We start from the raw sequence: 15,937 nt of genomic DNA on the forward strand, positions 1-15,937 counted from the left end.
CATCGGGCAGTTTATACCCGAGCCAGACGCCATGCCCCTGTTGACCACCCCCTACGCCGAACTCGACCTGATCCGCCAGCCGGAACAGGCCAACGACCCGTTGCAGGCTTTCGATGCCGCCGACGAGTACCTGCTTGCGCAGTTGCACGCACAGGCGCCCGACGCCAACTGCCGGGTGCTGGTGCTCAATGACAGCTTCGGTGCCTTGGCGGCCAGCCTGGCAGGCCGGCTGCAGGTGGTCAGCAGCGGCGATTCGCACCTGGCGCACCTGGCCCTGGAAAAGAACCTGGCGCGCAACGGCTTGCCGTTCGACAGCGTGCCCTTCGTACCGGCCAGCGAACGCTGGCAAGGCCCGTTCGACCGGGTGCTGGTGCGCGTGCCCAAGACCCTGGCCTTGCTTGAAGAACAACTGATCCGCCTGCAGGGCCACCTGGCGCCTGGCGCGCAAGTGATTGCCGGGGCGATGATCAAGCACTTGCCACACGCAGCCGGCGACCTGATGGAAAAGTACATTGGCCCGGTGCAGGCCTCGCTGGCCCAGAAAAAGGCCCGTCTGCTGACCGCAACGCTCGCCGAACGGCCGGTAGCCCGCTCGCCCTACCCGAGCCGCTACCGCCTCGACGCGCCAGCACTGGAGCTGGTCAACCACGCCAACGTGTTTTGCCGTGAAGGCCTGGATATCGGCACCCGGGCATTCCTGCCGCATTTGCCACGCGACCTGGGCAACGCGAGGGTGGCAGACCTGGGCTGCGGCAATGGCGTGCTGGCCGTTGCCAGCGCCCTGACCAACCCGGATGCCCAGTACACGCTGGTCGACGAATCGTACATGGCGGTGCAATCAGCGCAGGATAACTGGCAAGCCGCGCTGGGCGAGCGCCCGGCGACTTTTGTCGCGGCTGATGGGTTGGCAGGGGTGGAGAAGCAGTCGCTCGATGTGGTGCTGTGCAACCCGCCGTTCCACCAGCAGCAGGTGGTGGGCGATTTTCTCGCCTGGCGCATGTTCCAGCAGGCGCGTGAGGCGTTGGTGGTAGGTGGGGCGTTGTACATCGTGGGTAACCGGCACCTGGGCTATCACAGCAAGCTGGCGCGGTTGTTCCGGGGCGTGGCGCAAGTGGCGGCCACGCCCAAGTTCGTCATCCTGAAAGCCCGCAAGTAAGCCTGTACCGGCCCTATCGCCGGCAAGCCAGCTCCCACAGGTTCAGCGTTGCCCAAGGGCAGTAGCCAACCTGTGGGAGCTGGCTTATTCAATGGGTGGTAAGGCCCGCAGCCCCCATGAAAAGCCGCATCACCCATGCTGCCACCCCCAGGGCCGCAACGCTCATTGCCCAGATCAGCACCAGCCAACCCAGTCGCTGCCACAGCGGTTTCTTCTCTTCCAGGCCATGTTTGCCGGTCATCATGCGGCCCTCCTAGTGATAGCCGTCTTCATGGGTCACCTTGCCGCGGAACACGTAGTAGCTCCAGAAGGTGTACATGAGGATGAACGGCAGGATGAACAGTGTGCCCACCAGCATGAAGCCCTGGCTTTGCGGTGGCGCTGCGGCATCCCAGATCGAAATCGACGGCGGGATGATGTTCGGCCACAGGCTGATGCCCAGGCCGCTGTAGCCGAGGAAGATCAGCACCAAGGTGAGCAGGAACGGCGTGTAGTTCGCATTGCGCGCCACTGCCTTGAGCAGCCCGTAGAAGGTCACCACTACCAGCAGCGGCACCGGCATGAACCAGATCAGGTTAGGCATGCTGAACCAGCGGTCGGCGATCTGTGGATAAGCGATCGGCGTCCACAGGCTGACGATACCGATTACTACCAGCAGTACCAGCGCCAGAGGCCGGGCCAGGTCATGCATCTTTTGTTGCAGCGGCCCTTCGGTCTTCATGATCAGCCAGGTGCACCCCAACAGGGTGTAGGCAACGATCAACCCCACGCCACAGAACAGGCTGAACGGGGTGAGCCAGTCAAGGGTACCACCGGCAAAATGACGGTCGACCACTTTGAAGCCCTCGAGGAAGGCACCCAGGGCCACGCCCTGGAAGAAGGTGGCGACCAGGGAGCCGCCGATGAACGCCTTGTCCCAGATATGCCGCTTGTCGGCCGTGGCCTTGAAGCGGAACTCGAAGGCCACGCCGCGGAAGATCAAGCCCATCAGCATCAGGATCAGTGGCAGGTACAGGGCTTCGAGTACCACGGCATAGGCCATAGGGAACGCCCCGAACAGCCCGGCACCACCCAGGATCAGCCAGGTTTCGTTGCCGTCCCACACCGGGGCGACGGTGTTCATCATTACATCACGGTCCTGCTCGCCCTTGACGAAGGGGAACAGCATGCCGATCCCCAGGTCGAACCCGTCCATCACCACGTACATCATGACGCCGAAGATGATGATCACGGCCCAGATCAGCGGAAGGTCGATACCCATGGCTCAGTCCTCCTTGCTCAGGCTGGCAGTTTTGGCCTCATGGCCATCATCGGCGGCAGACAATGGCCGCGCCGGCGTGCGTTTCTGGCCAGGGCCGCCCGGTGTGTGCTCGTCGCCTTCGCCGGTCTGCGGCCCTTTGCGCACCAGGCGCATCATGTAGCCAAGGCCGGTACCGAACAGGGCGAAGTACACCACCACGAAAGCCACCAAGGTGAAACCAAGCTGGGCGTAGCTGTGGTTGGACACACCGTCCGCCGTGCGCATCAGGCCATACACCACCCAGGGCTGGCGGCCGATCTCGGTGGTGAACCAGCCGGCCAGCAACGCAATCAGCCCCGAAGGCCCCATCCATAGCGCCACATACAGGAACGGGCGCGAGGTGTAGAGCGTGCCGCGCTTGCGCAGCCAGAGGCTCCAAAGGCCAACGAAGATCATCAGCAAGCCCAGCCCGACCATGATTCGGAACGACCAGAAGACAATGGTCGAGTTAGGCCGGTCCTCAGGCGGGAATTCCTTCATCGCCGGCACCTGCTTGTCCAGGCTGTGAGTCAGGATCAGGCTGCCGAGCGCCGGGATCTCGACCTTGAAGCGCGTAGTCTCGGCCTTCATGTCGGGGATACCGAACAGGATCAGCGGCGTCGGCTCGCCAGGCACATTCTCCCAGTGGCCTTCGATTGCCGCGATTTTCACCGGCTGGTGCTTGAGCGTATTGAGGCCGTGGAAGTCGCCGATCACCGCCTGGATCGGGGCAACGATCAACGCCATCCACATGGCCATCGACAGCATCTTGCGTACCGCCGGGTTGTCACGCCCGCGCAGCAGGTGCCAGGCCGCCGAGGCGCCAACGAAGAACGCCGTGGAAACGAACGCGGCCGTGGCCATGTGCATCAGCCGGTAGGGGAACGATGGGTTGAACACCACCGCAAACCAGTCCACCGGCACCACCCGGCCATCGATGATTTCGTGGCCTTGTGGGGTCTGCATCCAGCTGTTGGAGGCCAGGATCCAGAACGTGGAAACCAGCGTACCGATTGCCACCATCACCGTGGAGAAGAAGTGCAGGCCGCGGCCGACACGGTTCCAGCCGAACAGCATGACGCCGAGGAAACCGGCTTCAAGGAAGAAGGCAGTGAGTACTTCGTAGGTGAGCAGCGGGCCGGTGACGGCGCCAGCAAAGTCGGAGAAGCGGCTCCAGTTGGTACCGAACTGGTAGGCCATGACCAGGCCCGAGACCACGCCCATGCCGAAGTTGACGGCAAATATCTTTGACCAGAAATGATAGAGGTCACGGTAGACCTGCTGGTGGGTCCGCAGCCAGAGGCCTTCGAGGACTGCCAGGTAGCTCGCCAGGCCAATGGTGATGGCCGGGAACAGGATGTGGAACGAAACGGTAAAGGCAAACTGCATTCGGGCGAGCTCTAAGGCCTCTATTCCGAACATGGTGCTTCCTCTTCAGATAATCCGGCGTCCGGGCTTGTGGCCCCAGTCGCCCACTGCCCCCACTTGGTCGAGTACGGCGCGTTGGAATTGTTCTGTTCGATCGCAGGGATTCCGGCCCAGAGGGCCAATTCGTTGAATCTGGAACGATTGACCCAGATCAACGAATGCTAGGAAGCATAGTCCCGAATAGACCGGCGGGCCGTGTGGCTGTTTGCCGCGTGACCGGTTGCCCCACCCTCTTTCATAACGCGTGAAAAAGTGCAGATCCGGGCAAACAGTAACCGCTTGTTACAAACAGGTGATACGCTGCGCCCCCCTCTACTGCGCCGAGGCCCCTGGTTTCCGATGTCCGATTCCGCACCGCAGTTGTTGCGTCACCACCGCCCCTTCCTGGCCTTCTGGCTGGCCCGTGTATTCACCGCCAGTGGCTTCCAGATGCTCACCGTGGCCATTGGCTGGCACCTCTACCAGTTGACCGGCAATGTGCTGGACCTGGGCCTGGTCGGCCTGGTCGAGTTCGCCCCGCGAGTGCTGTTCATGCTGCACACCGGGCATGTGGCCGACCGCTATGACCGGCGCAAGGTTGCCGCCCTGTGCCAGAGCCTGCAGGGGCTGATCGCCCTGGCGCTGGCGGTGGGCAGCGCCACCGACAACGTCACCCGCGAGCTGATCTTCGCCCTCGCCTTCCTGCTGGGCGCCACGCGTTCGTTCGAAATGCCGGCGACCCAGGCGCTGTTACCTAACGTGGTGCCGCCCGGGCTGTTCCCGCGGGCGGTGGCGGCCTCGGCGTCGGCTACCCAGTCGGCAACCATCGTGGCGCCGGCGGTGGGCGGCTTCCTGTATGCCTTTGGCAGCCTCTGGGTGTATGGTCCCACCGTGGCCCTGTATGCCATCGCCTGCGTGCTCACCCTGAGCCTGCAGGCGCGCGGCCAGGTGGTGCAGCGCGGGCGTGCCAGCATCGAATCGCTGCTGGCCGGCATCCGCTTCATTCGCAGTCGTCCCGACATCCTCGGCGCCATTTCGCTGGACCTGTTCGCCGTACTGCTGGGTGGGGCCACCGCGCTGCTGCCGGTGTTCGCCAAGGACATCCTGCTGACCGGCCCACTGGGCCTGGGCCTGCTGCGCTCGGCGCCAGCGGTGGGGGCGTTAGCCATGTCGCTCTGGCTGGCACGCTTCCCGTTCGAGCGCAACGTCGGGCGAACCATGTTCACCGCAGTCGGCGTGTTCGGCGTGGCCACCATCGCCTTCGGCCTGTCGACCTCGTTCTGGTTCTCGCTGGCGGTACTGGTGGTGCTGGGCGCGGCGGACATGATCAGCATGGTCATTCGCAGTTCGTTCGTGCAACTGGAAACCCCGGACGAAATGCGCGGGCGCGTGAGCGCGGTCAACGGCTTGTTCATTGGTGCCTCGAACCAGCTCGGCGAGTTCGAATCGGGGGTGACGGCGCACTGGTTTGGCACAGTGCCGGCGGTGGTGATGGGCGGGGTGGGCACACTGGTGGTGACGGGGCTGTGGATAAAAATGTTCCCGACACTGGCCAAGCGGGACCGGTTGCATAACGGTTGATCAGTTGCCTGTGCCGGCCTCTTCGCGGGACAAGCCCGCTGCCACAGGGCCGGTACCGGCTATGGAAACCCATTCCCCAACGGCCATAGGCCCCTGCCAAGCATGCTGGTATGATGCGCGGCTTTTTTCCTCCCCACACAAAACCACGGCAACCGGTACGGTCTGTGCTTTGCTGATGGGGTCGATACATTCATGGCGCCGGGGGCGCCTTGGGGAGCGGGCATGCTGGAAAGGCTGTTTCAACTAAGAGCACACAACACCAACGTGCGCACCGAGATTCTCGCGGGCGTCACCACCTTCCTGGCCATGGCCTACATCCTGTTCGTCAACCCGAGCATCCTCGGCGAGACCGGCATGGACAAGGGCGCGATCTTCGTCGCCACCTGCCTGGCAGCGGCCATCGGCTCTGCGACCATGGGCCTGATTGCCAACTACCCGATCGCCCTGGCGCCGGGTATGGGCCTGAACGCGTTCTTCACCTACACCGTGGTGCTGCACATGGGCCACACCTGGCAAGTGGCGCTGGGCGCGGTGTTCCTGTCGGCGGTGATGTTCTTCCTGTTGTCGATCTTCCGCATCCGCGAATGGATCGTGAACAGCATCCCGCTGCCGCTGCGTTCGGCTATTGCCGCCGGCATCGGTCTGTTCCTGGCATTGATCGCCCTGCATAACGCCGGCATCGTCGTTGATAACCCGGCCACCTTGGTGGGCATGGGCGACCTCAAGCAGCCGTCGGTGATTCTCGCCACCCTGGGCTTCTTCCTGATCGTCGGCCTTGAGTCGCTGAAGGTGCGCGGCGCGGTGTTGATCGGCATCCTCGCCGTCACCGTCGCGTCGATCGCGATGGGCGTCACGCCGTTCGGCGGTATCGTGTCGATGCCACCTTCGCTGGCACCTACCTTCCTGCAACTGGACATCGCCGGAGCCCTCGATGTAGGCCTGATCAGCGTGATCTTCGCGTTCCTGTTCGTCGACCTGTTCGACAACTCCGGCACCCTGATCGCCGTGGCCAAGCGCGCCGGCCTGATGGGCAAGGACGGCCACATGCCGAAGATGGGCCGCGCCCTGATCGCCGACAGCACCGCCGCCATGGCCGGTTCCCTGCTGGGCACCTCGACCACCACCAGCTACATCGAGTCCGCTGCGGGCGTGAGCGCCGGTGGCCGCACCGGCCTGACTGCCATCGTGGTTGCCGTGCTGTTCCTGCTGGCGCTGTTCTTCGCCCCCCTGGCCGGTAGCGTGCCGGCGTTCGCCACCGCGCCGGCGCTGCTGTTCGTCGCCGTGCTGATGGCCTCTGGCCTGGCAGAAATAAACTGGGACGACGTCACCGAAGCCGCACCTGTGGTGGTGACCGCCCTGGCCATGCCGCTGACCTACTCGATCGCCAACGGCATCGCCTTCGGCTTCATTTCCTGGACCGCCGTCAAGCTGATCTCCGGCCGCCACCGCGACCTGAACCCGGCCCTGGTGATCCTTTCCATCCTGTTCGTCATCAAGCTGGGCTGGTTCAACGCATGAGTGCTGCTTTCGACCCCTCCTCCTACGCCACCCAGCTGGACGCCAAGGTGGCCCGGCTGCGCGAGCTGCTGGCGCCATTTGGCGCGCCGGAACCGGCTGTTTTCGACTCGCCGCGCGAGCACTACCGCCTGCGCGCCGAGTTCCGCCTGTGGCGCGAGGATGGCCAGCGCCACTACGCCATGTTTGCCCCGGGCGACAAGCACAAGGCGATCCTGATCGAGGATTTCCCCATCGCCAGCCAGCGCATCAATGCACTGATGCCGCGCCTGAAGGCGGCATGGCAGGCCAGCGAGGAACTGGGCAACCGCCTGTTCCAGGTGGAGTTCCTCACCACCCTGGCCGGCGATGCGATGATCACAATGTGCTACCACCGCCCGCTGGACGAGGCCTGGGAAGCAGAAGCGCGGCAACTGGCTGAAGCGCTGGGCGTGAGCGTGATCGGCCGCTCCAAGGGCAAGCGCCTGGTGATCGGCCGCGACTACGCGGTTGAAAAACTCGACGTGGCTGGCCGTGTGTTTAGCTATCGCCAGCCGGAAGGCGCGTTCACCCAGCCCAACGGCGCGGTGAACCAGAAGATGCTGAGCTGGGCCTTCGAGGCCATTGGCGAGCGCCAGGACGACTTGCTGGAGCTGTACTGCGGCAACGGCAACTTCACCCTGCCGCTGGCCACCCGCGTGCGCCAGGTGCTGGCGACCGAAATCAGCAAGACCTCGGTCAATGCCGCGCTCAGCAACCTCGACGAGAACGCTGTGGATAACGTGCGCCTGGTACGCTTGTCGGCCGAAGAGCTGACCCAGGCGCTGAATGAGGTGCGGCCGTTCCGTCGCCTGGAAGGCATCGACCTGAAAAGCTACGACTTCGGCACGGTGTTTGTCGACCCGCCGCGCGCGGGGATGGACCCTGACACCTGCGAGCTGACCCGGCGTTTCGAGCGGATCCTGTACATCTCCTGCAACCCCGAGACACTGGCGCAGAACATCGCCCAGCTGCAAGATACCCACCGTATCGAACGCTGCGCGCTGTTCGACCAGTTCCCGTATACCCATCACATGGAAAGCGGCGTGTTGCTGGTCCGGCGCTGATCCGCTACCCGGTGGGGCCTGAAAGGCTCCACCGGGCGCTTCAGGAGAGCTGTACCGATGGACCAGTTGAACGCCATGCAGGCCTTTCGCCGGGTCGTCGACCTCGGCAGCTTCAGTGCCGCCGCCAGTCAGGCAGGCCTGTCCCACACCGTGCTGTCACGCCAGGTGAAACAGCTGGAACGCCAGCTGGGCGCGCAACTGCTCACCCGCACCACCCGCCGCCTGCACCTGACCGAAGCAGGAACACTCTTCTACCGCCACTGCGTGCAGATCCTCGAACAGATGCAGGCAATGACCCTGGAGCTTTCAGAGCATCAGCAGCAACCCACGGGTACCCTGCGCCTGGGCGTGGCAACTGCGTTCGGCGAACTTGAACTGGGGCGCTGGCTACCGGACTTCGTCGAGCGCCACCCACAGCTGCAGGTCGAGCTCAATTGCAGCGATCGCTTCATCGACCTGCTGGAAGAGCAAATCGATGTCTGCCTTCGGATTACCAATCATCTGCCCGACTCCAGCCTGGTAGCTCGCCTGCTGGCCCACAGCGAGGTGCTACTGGTGGCGGCACCTCGCTACCTGGAACGCCACGGCACGCCAACTTCCCTCGACACACTGGTTGATCATCCCCTGCTCGGCTACAGCAACCTGCCTCAACCACAGCGTCTGTCTCTGACCAACCCAGAGGGTGAACAGCGCGATATCCTGATGCCCCGGCGCCTAAGCGCCAACTCGCCGATGGCCCTGCGCGCTGCTGCCATTGGCGGGCTGGGCATTGCCAGCTTTGATCGTTTTATCGTGCATGACGCCTTGCTGGACGGGCGCCTGGTGCCGGTGCTCCAAGACTGGAAACTGCCCCCACGCAACCTGTATGCGGTGTACCCCCAAAGCCGCTACCTGGCGCCCAAAGTGCGAGCGTTGCTGGATTATGCGCAAACCTACTACGCGCAGCCGAGGTGGCAGGCCTGATCTGTGCAAATTATGAACAAGTCATGCGCACCGAGACCCGTATTTGTGCAGAAAGTGTTTGGTTAGGCTTCGTTGCACTGTCACTCAACGAAGGAACACCACCATGAAGGCATTGCAGGCAATCATTGCGGGCGTGGCGCTCGCCACCCTGGCCGTTGGCATCAACGCAGCAGAAAAAACCGTGTCAGTACCCGATAGCGCAGCATTGAAGTGGCAGGACGTACCCAACACCAACGGCGCAGTCAGCTACGCCAACGTTGAGGGGGACATTTTCGGCAAGGGGCCTTACTCGGCCTATGTGAAATTCAGGAAAGGGACCGACAACGGCCTGCACCAGCACAGCCAGGCACTGCCGACCGTGGTGCTGAAGGGTACTTTCTACGCGGTAATCGATGGCACACGCACCGAGTTTTCAGCCGGGTCCTACTACAGGCTGCCGGCCGACCTGGTGCATGAAAGCGGATGCACTGCGGCGGCCGATTGCCTGCTGTTCCAGTACCAGGCCGATGCGTTTGACCTGAAGCCTGTGAACGGCTGATAGCCCCGGGGCCGCTGTGCGGCCCCGGGTTTCCATCAGAAGTCGAAGAACACCGTCTCGCCTTCCCCCTGGATACGGATATCAAAGCGATACGCCGTCTTCCCGTCCACTTCGCAACGCTTGGCAATCAAGGTTTCACGCCGCTGTGGCTGCTCGATCAGGTTGAGCACCGGGCACTTGGCGTTGGCCTGGGCTTCGTCATCGAAATACAGGCGCGTGTGCAGGTGGATGTTGATACCACGGGCAAACAGGCTGATGTTGATGTGCGGCGCCATCGGTACACCAGCCGCGTTGTTCACCACACCCGGCTTGACCGTGTGCAGGGTCCATTCACCGGCATCGAAGGTGGTAGCGGTGCGGCCAAAGCTGTTGAAGGCGTTTTCCAGGTTGTAGGCATCCTGGTACTCGCCATTGGCGTCGGCCTGCCACACTTCCAGGAACGAGTCGCGCACCAGGTGGCCGTTACCGTCATAGACCTGGCCGAGCAGCAGGATGTGCTCGCCTGGCGCGTCTGGCTTGGCCAGGCGGTTCCAGATTTCCTGATCGCGGGTCGGGTTGCCGGCCGCTTCCAGGGCCAGGCCGATGTGCACGTAGGGGCCGGCGGTCTGCGAAGGGGTTTCCGGCAGCAGTTCGATTGGCATGGCGGGTTCCTCAGCAGTTTTCGAAGTGGGTCTTGCGCTGGCCGCGCAGCACGATGTCAAAGCGGTAGGCCAGGCAGTCCATCGGGTTGGCGTTGCTCATGTCGAGCTTGGCGATCAACTGCTGTACAGCTTCAGGATTGGCGATCGACTTGACGATCGGGCACATCGGGATCAGCGGGTCACCCTCGAAATACAGCTGGGTGATCAGCTTGGTGGCAATCGACGGGCCGCTGATGCCGAAGTGGATGTGCGCCGGGCGCCAGTCGTTCGGGCCGTTGCGCCATGGGTACGGGCCCGGCTTGATGGTGCGGAAGCTGTAATAGCCGTCACTGTCGGTCAGGCAACGGCCGACACCACCAAAGTTCGGGTCCAGCGGTGCCAGGTAACGGTCGTTCTTGTGCCGATAGCGGCCACCGGCGTTGGCTTGCCACATCTCCACCAGGGTGTTCGGCACAGGCTTGCCGTACTGGTCGACCACGCGGCCGGCAACGATGATGCGCTCGCCGATTGGCAGGCCACCGTTGTTGAAGTTCAGCAACAGGTCATGGTCGTGGGCGCCAAAGCCCAGGTGGGAGAAGTTCGGACCAGTGGTTTCGCTGATCGACTGTGGAATGCTGACCAGTGCCTGACGCGGCGAGCGGGCAATGGACGTTTTGTAGTCAGGCGTAAGGGCTTTGGGGTGCCAGTTGCGATCACGGATCACGAAGCGGCTGTTGTCCTGTGCGGGCATGCCGGTTTCCTCTCTTGGAATTATGTGAACGCCTGGGCGTGGCAGGCGGACTTACAGTTTCCGGCAGGTCGCGCGCGATGAATATTGAAATCGACCACCTTATACATAACCAAATGGTTATGGGTTAACACTTTGGCCTGACGCCTGCCGCCGTCGTGGACTAATCTTTGTCTTCTTGTTTCACGCTCCGGAGAGCATTCATGGAATGGCGAAAAGGCCGACGCAGCGACAACGTGGTCGATGCCCGAGGCGAAGGTGGCAGTGGCGGCGGCGGTGGCATGCGTTTCGGCGGCGGCAAAGGGCTGGGGCTCGGGGCGATTCTGCTGATCGTTGGCATCGGCTGGCTCACCGGGCAGGACCCGTTGCAGATTCTTGGCCAGCTCACCGGCCAGATGGAACAGCAGCAACAGCAAACGGCACCCAGTGGCACAGGCGCCAAGGCGCCACCGGCCAACGACCAGCAGGCGGAGTTCGTTGCCTCGGTGCTGGGCGATACCGAGGACACCTGGAAAGCGCTGTTTGCCGAAGCCGGCAAGCAATACCGCGACCCCAAGCTGGTGCTGTTCAGTGGCCAGGTCAATTCGGCCTGTGGCTTTGCTTCGGCGGCGGTGGGGCCGTTCTACTGCCCGGCTGACCAACGGGTGTACCTGGACATGTCGTTCTTCCGCGAAATGGAAACCCGCTTCGCTGCGGCGGGCGACTTCGCCCAGGCCTACGTGATCGCCCACGAAATCGGCCACCACGTACAGACCCTGCTGGGAGTTTCGGCCAAGGTCGATGCCGCACGCCGCAACGGCCAGCGCATGGAGGGCGACAACGGCCTGTTGGTGCGCCAGGAACTTCAGGCCGACTGCCTGGCCGGCGTGTGGGCCTACCAGGCGCAAAAGCGCCTGAACTGGCTGGAACCGGGTGACGTCGAGGAAGCGCTGAACGCCGCCAACGCCATTGGCGATGACCGCCTGCAGCAGCAAGGCCGCGGGCGCGTGGTGCCGGACTCGTTCACCCATGGCACCTCGGCACAGCGAGTGCGCTGGTTCAAGGCCGGGTTTGCCCAAGGTGAGGTGAACAGCTGCGATACCTTCAGCGCACGCAGCCTCTGAAACTGCAGGGGCTCCTTTGCAGCCCCTGATTATCCAGTTACAAATCTGCTGAAAAAGCGTTTCAGCTTCCCTGATCATTGCCGATAACCCCTGCACGAATCAGCGGGCAGCCAGAACAACAACGCCTTGCGATCGAAGATCAAGAGAGCGAAAACTACTTCTGGAGAGCGTGCATGAACAGCTGGTTCGCTAACATCAGCGTCAACCTCAAACTTGGACTGGGCTTCGGCCTGGTGCTGATCCTCACCGGCCTGCTGGCCCTGACCGGCTGGACCAGCCTGGGCAGCCTGATCGACCGCAGCAACTGGATGGGTGACATCGGCCAGCTCAACAAAGACCTGACCGACCTGCGCATCGCGCGTCTGCAGTACATGATCGCCAACGGCGACGATGCTGCCGCCGCCAACACCCAGACCAAGCTGGATGCCTTCAGCAAGCAGCAGGCCTACCTGGCCAGCACCTTCAAAAGCCCGGACAACGTCAAGCTGCTGAATGAGCTGGGCGCAACCATCAGCGCCTACAAGGTGTCGCTGAACAAGATGCGCCAAGGCTACGACGCCACCCGCGCTGCGCGCGTTGCCATGGACGGTTCGGCCACCCGCGCCGACCAGGCCATGGACGCCCTCAGCCAGGAAGTCATGGCGCGCCCAGAGGCCGACAGCGTGCGCCTGGCCCAGTACCAGCTGATCAGCAAGGCCCGCCAGCAACTGCTGCAGGTGCGCATCGACGTACGCGGCTACATTGCCGACAACAGTGCCGCCAACGAGCAGGCCGCCCTGCGCCAGCTGGATGCAGCGCTAGCCGATATCGACAACCTCAAGCGCCGGCTGCCCGCCGAAGACGCCCGCCTGCAACAGTTCGAAAGCTCGGTACTGGCCTACCGTGATGCCGTGCGCCAGTTCCGCGACGCGGTCGCCAACATCACCACCTCACGCGCCGAAATGACCGTGCAGGGCGCCGATATCGTCAAGCGCAGCGATGCGCTGTACCAGATCCAGCTGGAACGCCGCGACATCGAAAGCACCCAGGCCCGCACCCTGCAGGCCATCGCTACCCTGCTGGCACTGCTGGTCGGCGTACTGGCAGCAGTAATGATCACCCGCCAGATCACCGGCCCACTGCGTGAAACCCTGGTAGCGGTAGAAAAGATCGCCAGCGGCGACCTCACCCAGCATGCGCGCATCACCCGCCGCGACGAACTGGGCGTGCTGCAGCAAGGCATCGCGCGCATGGGCACCACGCTGCGCGAGCTGATCAGCGGCATCCGCGATGGCGTCACCCAGATTGCCAGCGCCGCCGAAGAGCTGTCGGCAGTGACCGAACAGACCAGTGCTGGCGCCAACAGCCAGAAGGTCGAGACCGACCAGGTGGCCACCGCCATGCACGAAATGGCCGCAACCGTTCAGGAAGTGGCGCGCAATGCCGAGCAGGCCTCGCATGCCGCCACCGGTGCCGACGACGAAGCCCGCGCCGGCGACCGAGTGGTAGGCGAGGCGATTGGCCAGATCGAGCGCCTGGCCGAGGACATGCACCGCTCCACCGAAGCCATGAACATGCTGCAGCAGGAAAGCCAGAAGATCGGTAGCGTGATGGACGTGATCAAGTCGGTGGCCGAACAGACCAACCTGCTGGCGCTCAATGCGGCGATCGAGGCGGCACGTGCTGGCGAGGCCGGTCGTGGTTTTGCCGTGGTCGCCGACGAAGTGCGCGGCCTGGCCCAGCGCACGCAGAAGTCCACCGAAGAAATCGAAGCGCTGATTGCCAGCCTGCAGGATGGTACCCAGCAAGTAGCGAACGCCATGCAGGGCAGCCGTACCTTGACCGACAGCAGCGTCGAACTGGCACGTAAGGCCGGGGCCTCGCTGGAGAACATCACCAGCACGGTGTCGAGCATCCAGTCGATGAACCAGCAGATTGCTGCGGCGGCGGAGCAACAGAGTGCAGTGGCGGAAGAGATCAGCCGCAGCATCCTGAATGTGCGTGATGTGTCCGAGCAAACGGCGGCGGCCAGTGACGAGACGGCGTCGGCCAGCGTTGAGCTGGCGCGGTTGGGTGGGCAGTTGCAGACGCTGGTCAGCCAGTTCCGCGTCTGACCTGGGTAACCCGGGGCCGCTTTGCGGCCCTATCGCCGGCAGGCCAGGCTCCCACAGCGACCGCACAGGCCTCGTGGGCATCGGCGTCCCTGTGGGAGCTGGCTTGCCGGCGATAGGGCCGGTACAGGTGTCCGCTTACTTGACGATCATCCCCACCCCACGCCCACGCGGATCGGAAGCGGTCTCAAGCTTCGCCCCATCCACCCGGATCGCCTGGATATCGCCCATCTCCCAGCCTTGGTCCTCAAGCACGTAGCCCATCTTCTTCAGCTCATCCGCCACCGGCCCGGTCAGGGGTGCATAGCTGTCAAAGTAGATAGTGTCCTTGGGCAGCAACTGATGGTGCACGCGCTGTGCCGCCACCGCCTTGTCCAGCGGCATACCGTAGTCGTACAGGTTGTTCATCACCTGAAAGATCGAGGTGAAGATCCGCGAACCGCCCGGGGTACCGATGACCAGCTCCACCTTGCCATCACGGGTCATCAAGCTGGGGCTCATCGAGGACAGCATGCGCTTGCCCGGCTCGATTGCGTTGGCATCGCCACCGACTACGCCAAAGGCATTGGCAGCGCCGGGCTTGGCGCTGAAGTCGTCCATCTCGTCGTTGAGCAGGAAGCCTGCGCCCTTCACCACCACGCCACTGCCGTAATCGAGGTTGAGGGTGTAGGTGTTACTGACCGCGTTGCCCTGCTTGTCGACGATCGAGAAATGCGTGGTCTGATGCGGCTCAAGGCCCGGCTTGACCTTGTCGGTGTCGGAAATGGCTTTCGGGTTGACCTGCGCGGCGCGCTTGGCCAGATAGTCCTTGGCCACCAGTTGGTCCACCGGCACCTTGGTGAAGGCCGGGTCGCCCAGGTAGTCGGCACGGTCGGCGAATACGCGCTTCTCGATTTCGGCCAGCAGGTGGATGTACTGCGCCGAGTTGTGCGCCACCCCCTTGAAGTCCGCCGCGCGGTCTTCCTTGATGCCCAGCAACTGGGCCAGGGCGACGCCGCCAGAGCTTGGCGGTGGTGCGGTGTAGACCACGTTACCACGCCAGCTCACCGCCATCGGCTCACGCCATACGGCTTTGTAATCTTTCAAGTCATCCTTGGTGATCAGGCCCTTGTCAGCCTGCATCTGCGCCACCAGCAGGTCGGCAGTCTTGCCCTGGTAGAACTCGCTCACGCCCTTGTCGGCGATGCGTTCCAGGGTCTGGGCCATTTCTGGCTGCTTGAACAGCTCGCCGACCTTCATGTTGCCGAAGTAGTCATTGAAGTTGGTCGCAGTCTTGAACATGCCCTGGGCATCGTTGCGGTACTGGTACTGCTTTTCCGCCACTTTGAAGCCGTTTTTCGCATAGCCGATGGCCGGGGTCAGCAGCTCGCTCCACGGCAGCTTGCCGAACTTCTGGTGCGCCTCCCACAGGCCCATCACCGTGCCAGGCACACCCGCGGCGCGTACCCCGACCAGGCTGAGGTTTTCGATGACCTCGCCCTTGTCGTCCAGGTACATGTTGCGCGTGGCAGCCTTCGGCGCGACCTCGCGGTAGTCCAGGAAGTAGGGCTTGCCGTCGACGAACAGGGTCATGAACCCACCACCGCCGATGTTACCGGCCTCCGGGTAGGTCACAGCCAGGGTGAAGGCGGTTGCCACGGCGGCGTCTACCGCGTTGCCGCCCTTTTTCAGAATATCGGCGGCTACCTGTGCACCATATTGATCGGGCGCAGCCACTGCGCCGCCCTCCAGCGTGGCGGCATAAACCGAGGAACAGCTCAGGATCGCGGCTGCGAGAGCCAGGTACTGGAACGGGACGATACGCATGACACTTCCTTGGTGTTGTTTTTGTTGAGCAGTCAGTAAGGCCGAA

General features: G+C 63.3%; 14 protein-coding genes and 1 pseudogene. 9 read left to right on the forward strand and 6 right to left on the reverse strand.

Going from position 1 to position 15,937, the window contains the following annotated elements; genetic code table 11:
- Positions 1-31: 31 nt before the first annotated feature.
- Positions 32-1,156 (forward strand): methyltransferase, encoded by a 1,125-nt coding sequence (locus tag WF331_RS08835; RefSeq protein ID WP_340622813.1) that lies wholly within the window; start codon positions 32-34, stop codon positions 1,154-1,156.
- Between the two features lie 88 nt (positions 1,157-1,244).
- Here WF331_RS08835 and WF331_RS08840 read toward each other — a convergent pair whose 3' ends face one another.
- The 3 genes from WF331_RS08840 to WF331_RS08850 are packed head-to-tail and all read right to left on the reverse strand — an operon-like array spanning position 1,245 to position 3,857.
- Positions 1,245-1,400, reverse strand: coding sequence for a DUF2474 domain-containing protein (locus tag WF331_RS08840; RefSeq protein WP_016489104.1), 156 nt, complete (start codon positions 1,398-1,400; stop codon positions 1,245-1,247).
- Positions 1,401-1,409: 9 nt separating this feature from the next.
- Positions 1,410-2,417 (reverse strand): cytochrome d ubiquinol oxidase subunit II, encoded by a 1,008-nt coding sequence (gene cydB / locus WF331_RS08845; protein WP_016497924.1) that lies wholly within the window; start codon positions 2,415-2,417, stop codon positions 1,410-1,412.
- 3 nt (positions 2,418-2,420) lie between these two features.
- On the reverse strand, positions 2,421-3,857 hold the full coding sequence (locus WF331_RS08850; RefSeq protein ID WP_049275004.1) for a cytochrome ubiquinol oxidase subunit I: 1,437 nt from the start codon (positions 3,855-3,857) through the stop codon (positions 2,421-2,423).
- A 345-nt stretch (positions 3,858-4,202) separates the two neighbouring features.
- On the opposite strand from WF331_RS08850, the gene WF331_RS08855 reads away from it, so the two are divergent.
- The 5 genes from WF331_RS08855 to WF331_RS08875 all read left to right on the forward strand — a co-directional run bounded on the left by WF331_RS08855 (position 4,203) and on the right by WF331_RS08875 (position 9,524).
- Positions 4,203-5,423, forward strand: a complete 1,221-nt coding sequence (locus WF331_RS08855) for an MFS transporter (RefSeq protein ID WP_016497922.1) — start codon at positions 4,203-4,205, stop codon at positions 5,421-5,423.
- 222 nt (positions 5,424-5,645) lie between these two features.
- On the forward strand, positions 5,646-6,941 hold the full coding sequence (locus WF331_RS08860) for an NCS2 family permease (RefSeq protein WP_016497921.1): 1,296 nt from the start codon (positions 5,646-5,648) through the stop codon (positions 6,939-6,941).
- Positions 6,938-8,023: a tRNA (uridine(54)-C5)-methyltransferase TrmA gene (trmA, locus tag WF331_RS08865; RefSeq protein ID WP_016497920.1), complete on the forward strand. Its 1,086-nt coding sequence runs from the start codon at positions 6,938-6,940 to the stop codon at positions 8,021-8,023. The genes WF331_RS08860 and trmA overlap by 4 nt, the downstream gene beginning before the upstream one ends.
- 57 nt (positions 8,024-8,080) lie before the next feature.
- Complete coding sequence (locus tag WF331_RS08870) at positions 8,081-8,986, forward strand: LysR family transcriptional regulator (RefSeq protein WP_340622814.1); 906 nt, start codon at positions 8,081-8,083, stop codon at positions 8,984-8,986.
- A gap of 103 nt (positions 8,987-9,089) precedes the next feature.
- A complete protein-coding gene (locus WF331_RS08875; protein ID WP_340622815.1) occupies positions 9,090-9,524 on the forward strand; it encodes a cupin domain-containing protein in 435 nt (144 codons plus the stop codon).
- A gap of 35 nt (positions 9,525-9,559) precedes the next feature.
- On the opposite strand, the gene pcaG is transcribed toward WF331_RS08875, so the two are convergent.
- Together pcaG and pcaH are read right to left on the reverse strand one after the other, a co-directional pair.
- The gene (pcaG, locus tag WF331_RS08880; RefSeq protein ID WP_003251601.1) at positions 9,560-10,165 is read right to left on the reverse strand and encodes a protocatechuate 3,4-dioxygenase subunit alpha; all 606 of its coding nucleotides are present in this window, start codon (positions 10,163-10,165) and stop codon (positions 9,560-9,562) included.
- 10 nt (positions 10,166-10,175) lie between these two features.
- Positions 10,176-10,895: a protocatechuate 3,4-dioxygenase subunit beta gene (pcaH, locus tag WF331_RS08885; protein WP_016489110.1), complete on the reverse strand. Its 720-nt coding sequence runs from the start codon at positions 10,893-10,895 to the stop codon at positions 10,176-10,178.
- Between the two features lie 200 nt (positions 10,896-11,095).
- On the opposite strand from pcaH, the gene ypfJ reads away from it, so the two are divergent.
- From ypfJ to WF331_RS29290, 3 genes and pseudogenes are all read left to right on the forward strand, one after another.
- A complete protein-coding gene (gene ypfJ / locus WF331_RS08890) occupies positions 11,096-11,995 on the forward strand; it encodes a KPN_02809 family neutral zinc metallopeptidase (RefSeq protein WP_086975285.1) in 900 nt (299 codons plus the stop codon).
- A gap of 308 nt (positions 11,996-12,303) precedes the next feature.
- A pseudogene (locus WF331_RS29285) lies at positions 12,304-13,233 on the forward strand (methyl-accepting chemotaxis protein); the annotation flags it as partial.
- A 141-nt stretch (positions 13,234-13,374) separates the two neighbouring features.
- A complete protein-coding gene (locus WF331_RS29290) occupies positions 13,375-14,088 on the forward strand; it encodes a methyl-accepting chemotaxis protein (protein ID WP_370453623.1) in 714 nt (237 codons plus the stop codon).
- Between the two features lie 135 nt (positions 14,089-14,223).
- Here WF331_RS29290 and ggt read toward each other — a convergent pair whose 3' ends face one another.
- Complete coding sequence (ggt, locus tag WF331_RS08900; RefSeq protein WP_016489113.1) at positions 14,224-15,891, reverse strand: gamma-glutamyltransferase; 1,668 nt, start codon at positions 15,889-15,891, stop codon at positions 14,224-14,226.
- Positions 15,892-15,937 lie beyond the last annotated feature (46 nt).

It is taken from the genome of Pseudomonas sp. YNh (assembly GCF_037993085.1).
Classification (GTDB): Bacteria; Pseudomonadota; Gammaproteobacteria; order Pseudomonadales; family Pseudomonadaceae; genus Aquipseudomonas; species Aquipseudomonas putida.

Bases quoted from the DNA above. Each gene is read 5' to 3' on its own strand.
- WF331_RS29290 (WP_370453623.1), top strand. From the start codon at position 13,375: ATGCACGAAATGGCCGCAACCGTTCAGGAAGTGGCGCGCAATGCCGAG.
- WF331_RS08840 (WP_016489104.1), bottom strand. From the start codon at position 1,400: ATGATGACCGGCAAACATGGCCTGGAAGAGAAGAAACCGCTGTGGCAG.
- WF331_RS08870 (WP_340622814.1), top strand. From the start codon at position 8,081: ATGGACCAGTTGAACGCCATGCAGGCCTTTCGCCGGGTCGTCGACCTC.
- WF331_RS08855 (WP_016497922.1), top strand. From the start codon at position 4,203: ATGTCCGATTCCGCACCGCAGTTGTTGCGTCACCACCGCCCCTTCCTG.
- cydB (WP_016497924.1), bottom strand. From the start codon at position 2,417: ATGGGTATCGACCTTCCGCTGATCTGGGCCGTGATCATCATCTTCGGC.
- pcaG (WP_003251601.1), bottom strand. From the start codon at position 10,165: ATGCCAATCGAACTGCTGCCGGAAACCCCTTCGCAGACCGCCGGCCCC.
- WF331_RS08875 (WP_340622815.1), top strand. From the start codon at position 9,090: ATGAAGGCATTGCAGGCAATCATTGCGGGCGTGGCGCTCGCCACCCTG.
- WF331_RS08860 (WP_016497921.1), top strand. From the start codon at position 5,646: ATGCTGGAAAGGCTGTTTCAACTAAGAGCACACAACACCAACGTGCGC.
- ggt (WP_016489113.1), bottom strand. From the start codon at position 15,891: ATGCGTATCGTCCCGTTCCAGTACCTGGCTCTCGCAGCCGCGATCCTG.
- pcaH (WP_016489110.1), bottom strand. From the start codon at position 10,895: ATGCCCGCACAGGACAACAGCCGCTTCGTGATCCGTGATCGCAACTGG.
- ypfJ (WP_086975285.1), top strand. From the start codon at position 11,096: ATGGAATGGCGAAAAGGCCGACGCAGCGACAACGTGGTCGATGCCCGA.
- WF331_RS08835 (WP_340622813.1), top strand. From the start codon at position 32: ATGCCCCTGTTGACCACCCCCTACGCCGAACTCGACCTGATCCGCCAG.
- trmA (WP_016497920.1), top strand. From the start codon at position 6,938: ATGAGTGCTGCTTTCGACCCCTCCTCCTACGCCACCCAGCTGGACGCC.
- WF331_RS08850 (WP_049275004.1), bottom strand. From the start codon at position 3,857: ATGTTCGGAATAGAGGCCTTAGAGCTCGCCCGAATGCAGTTTGCCTTT.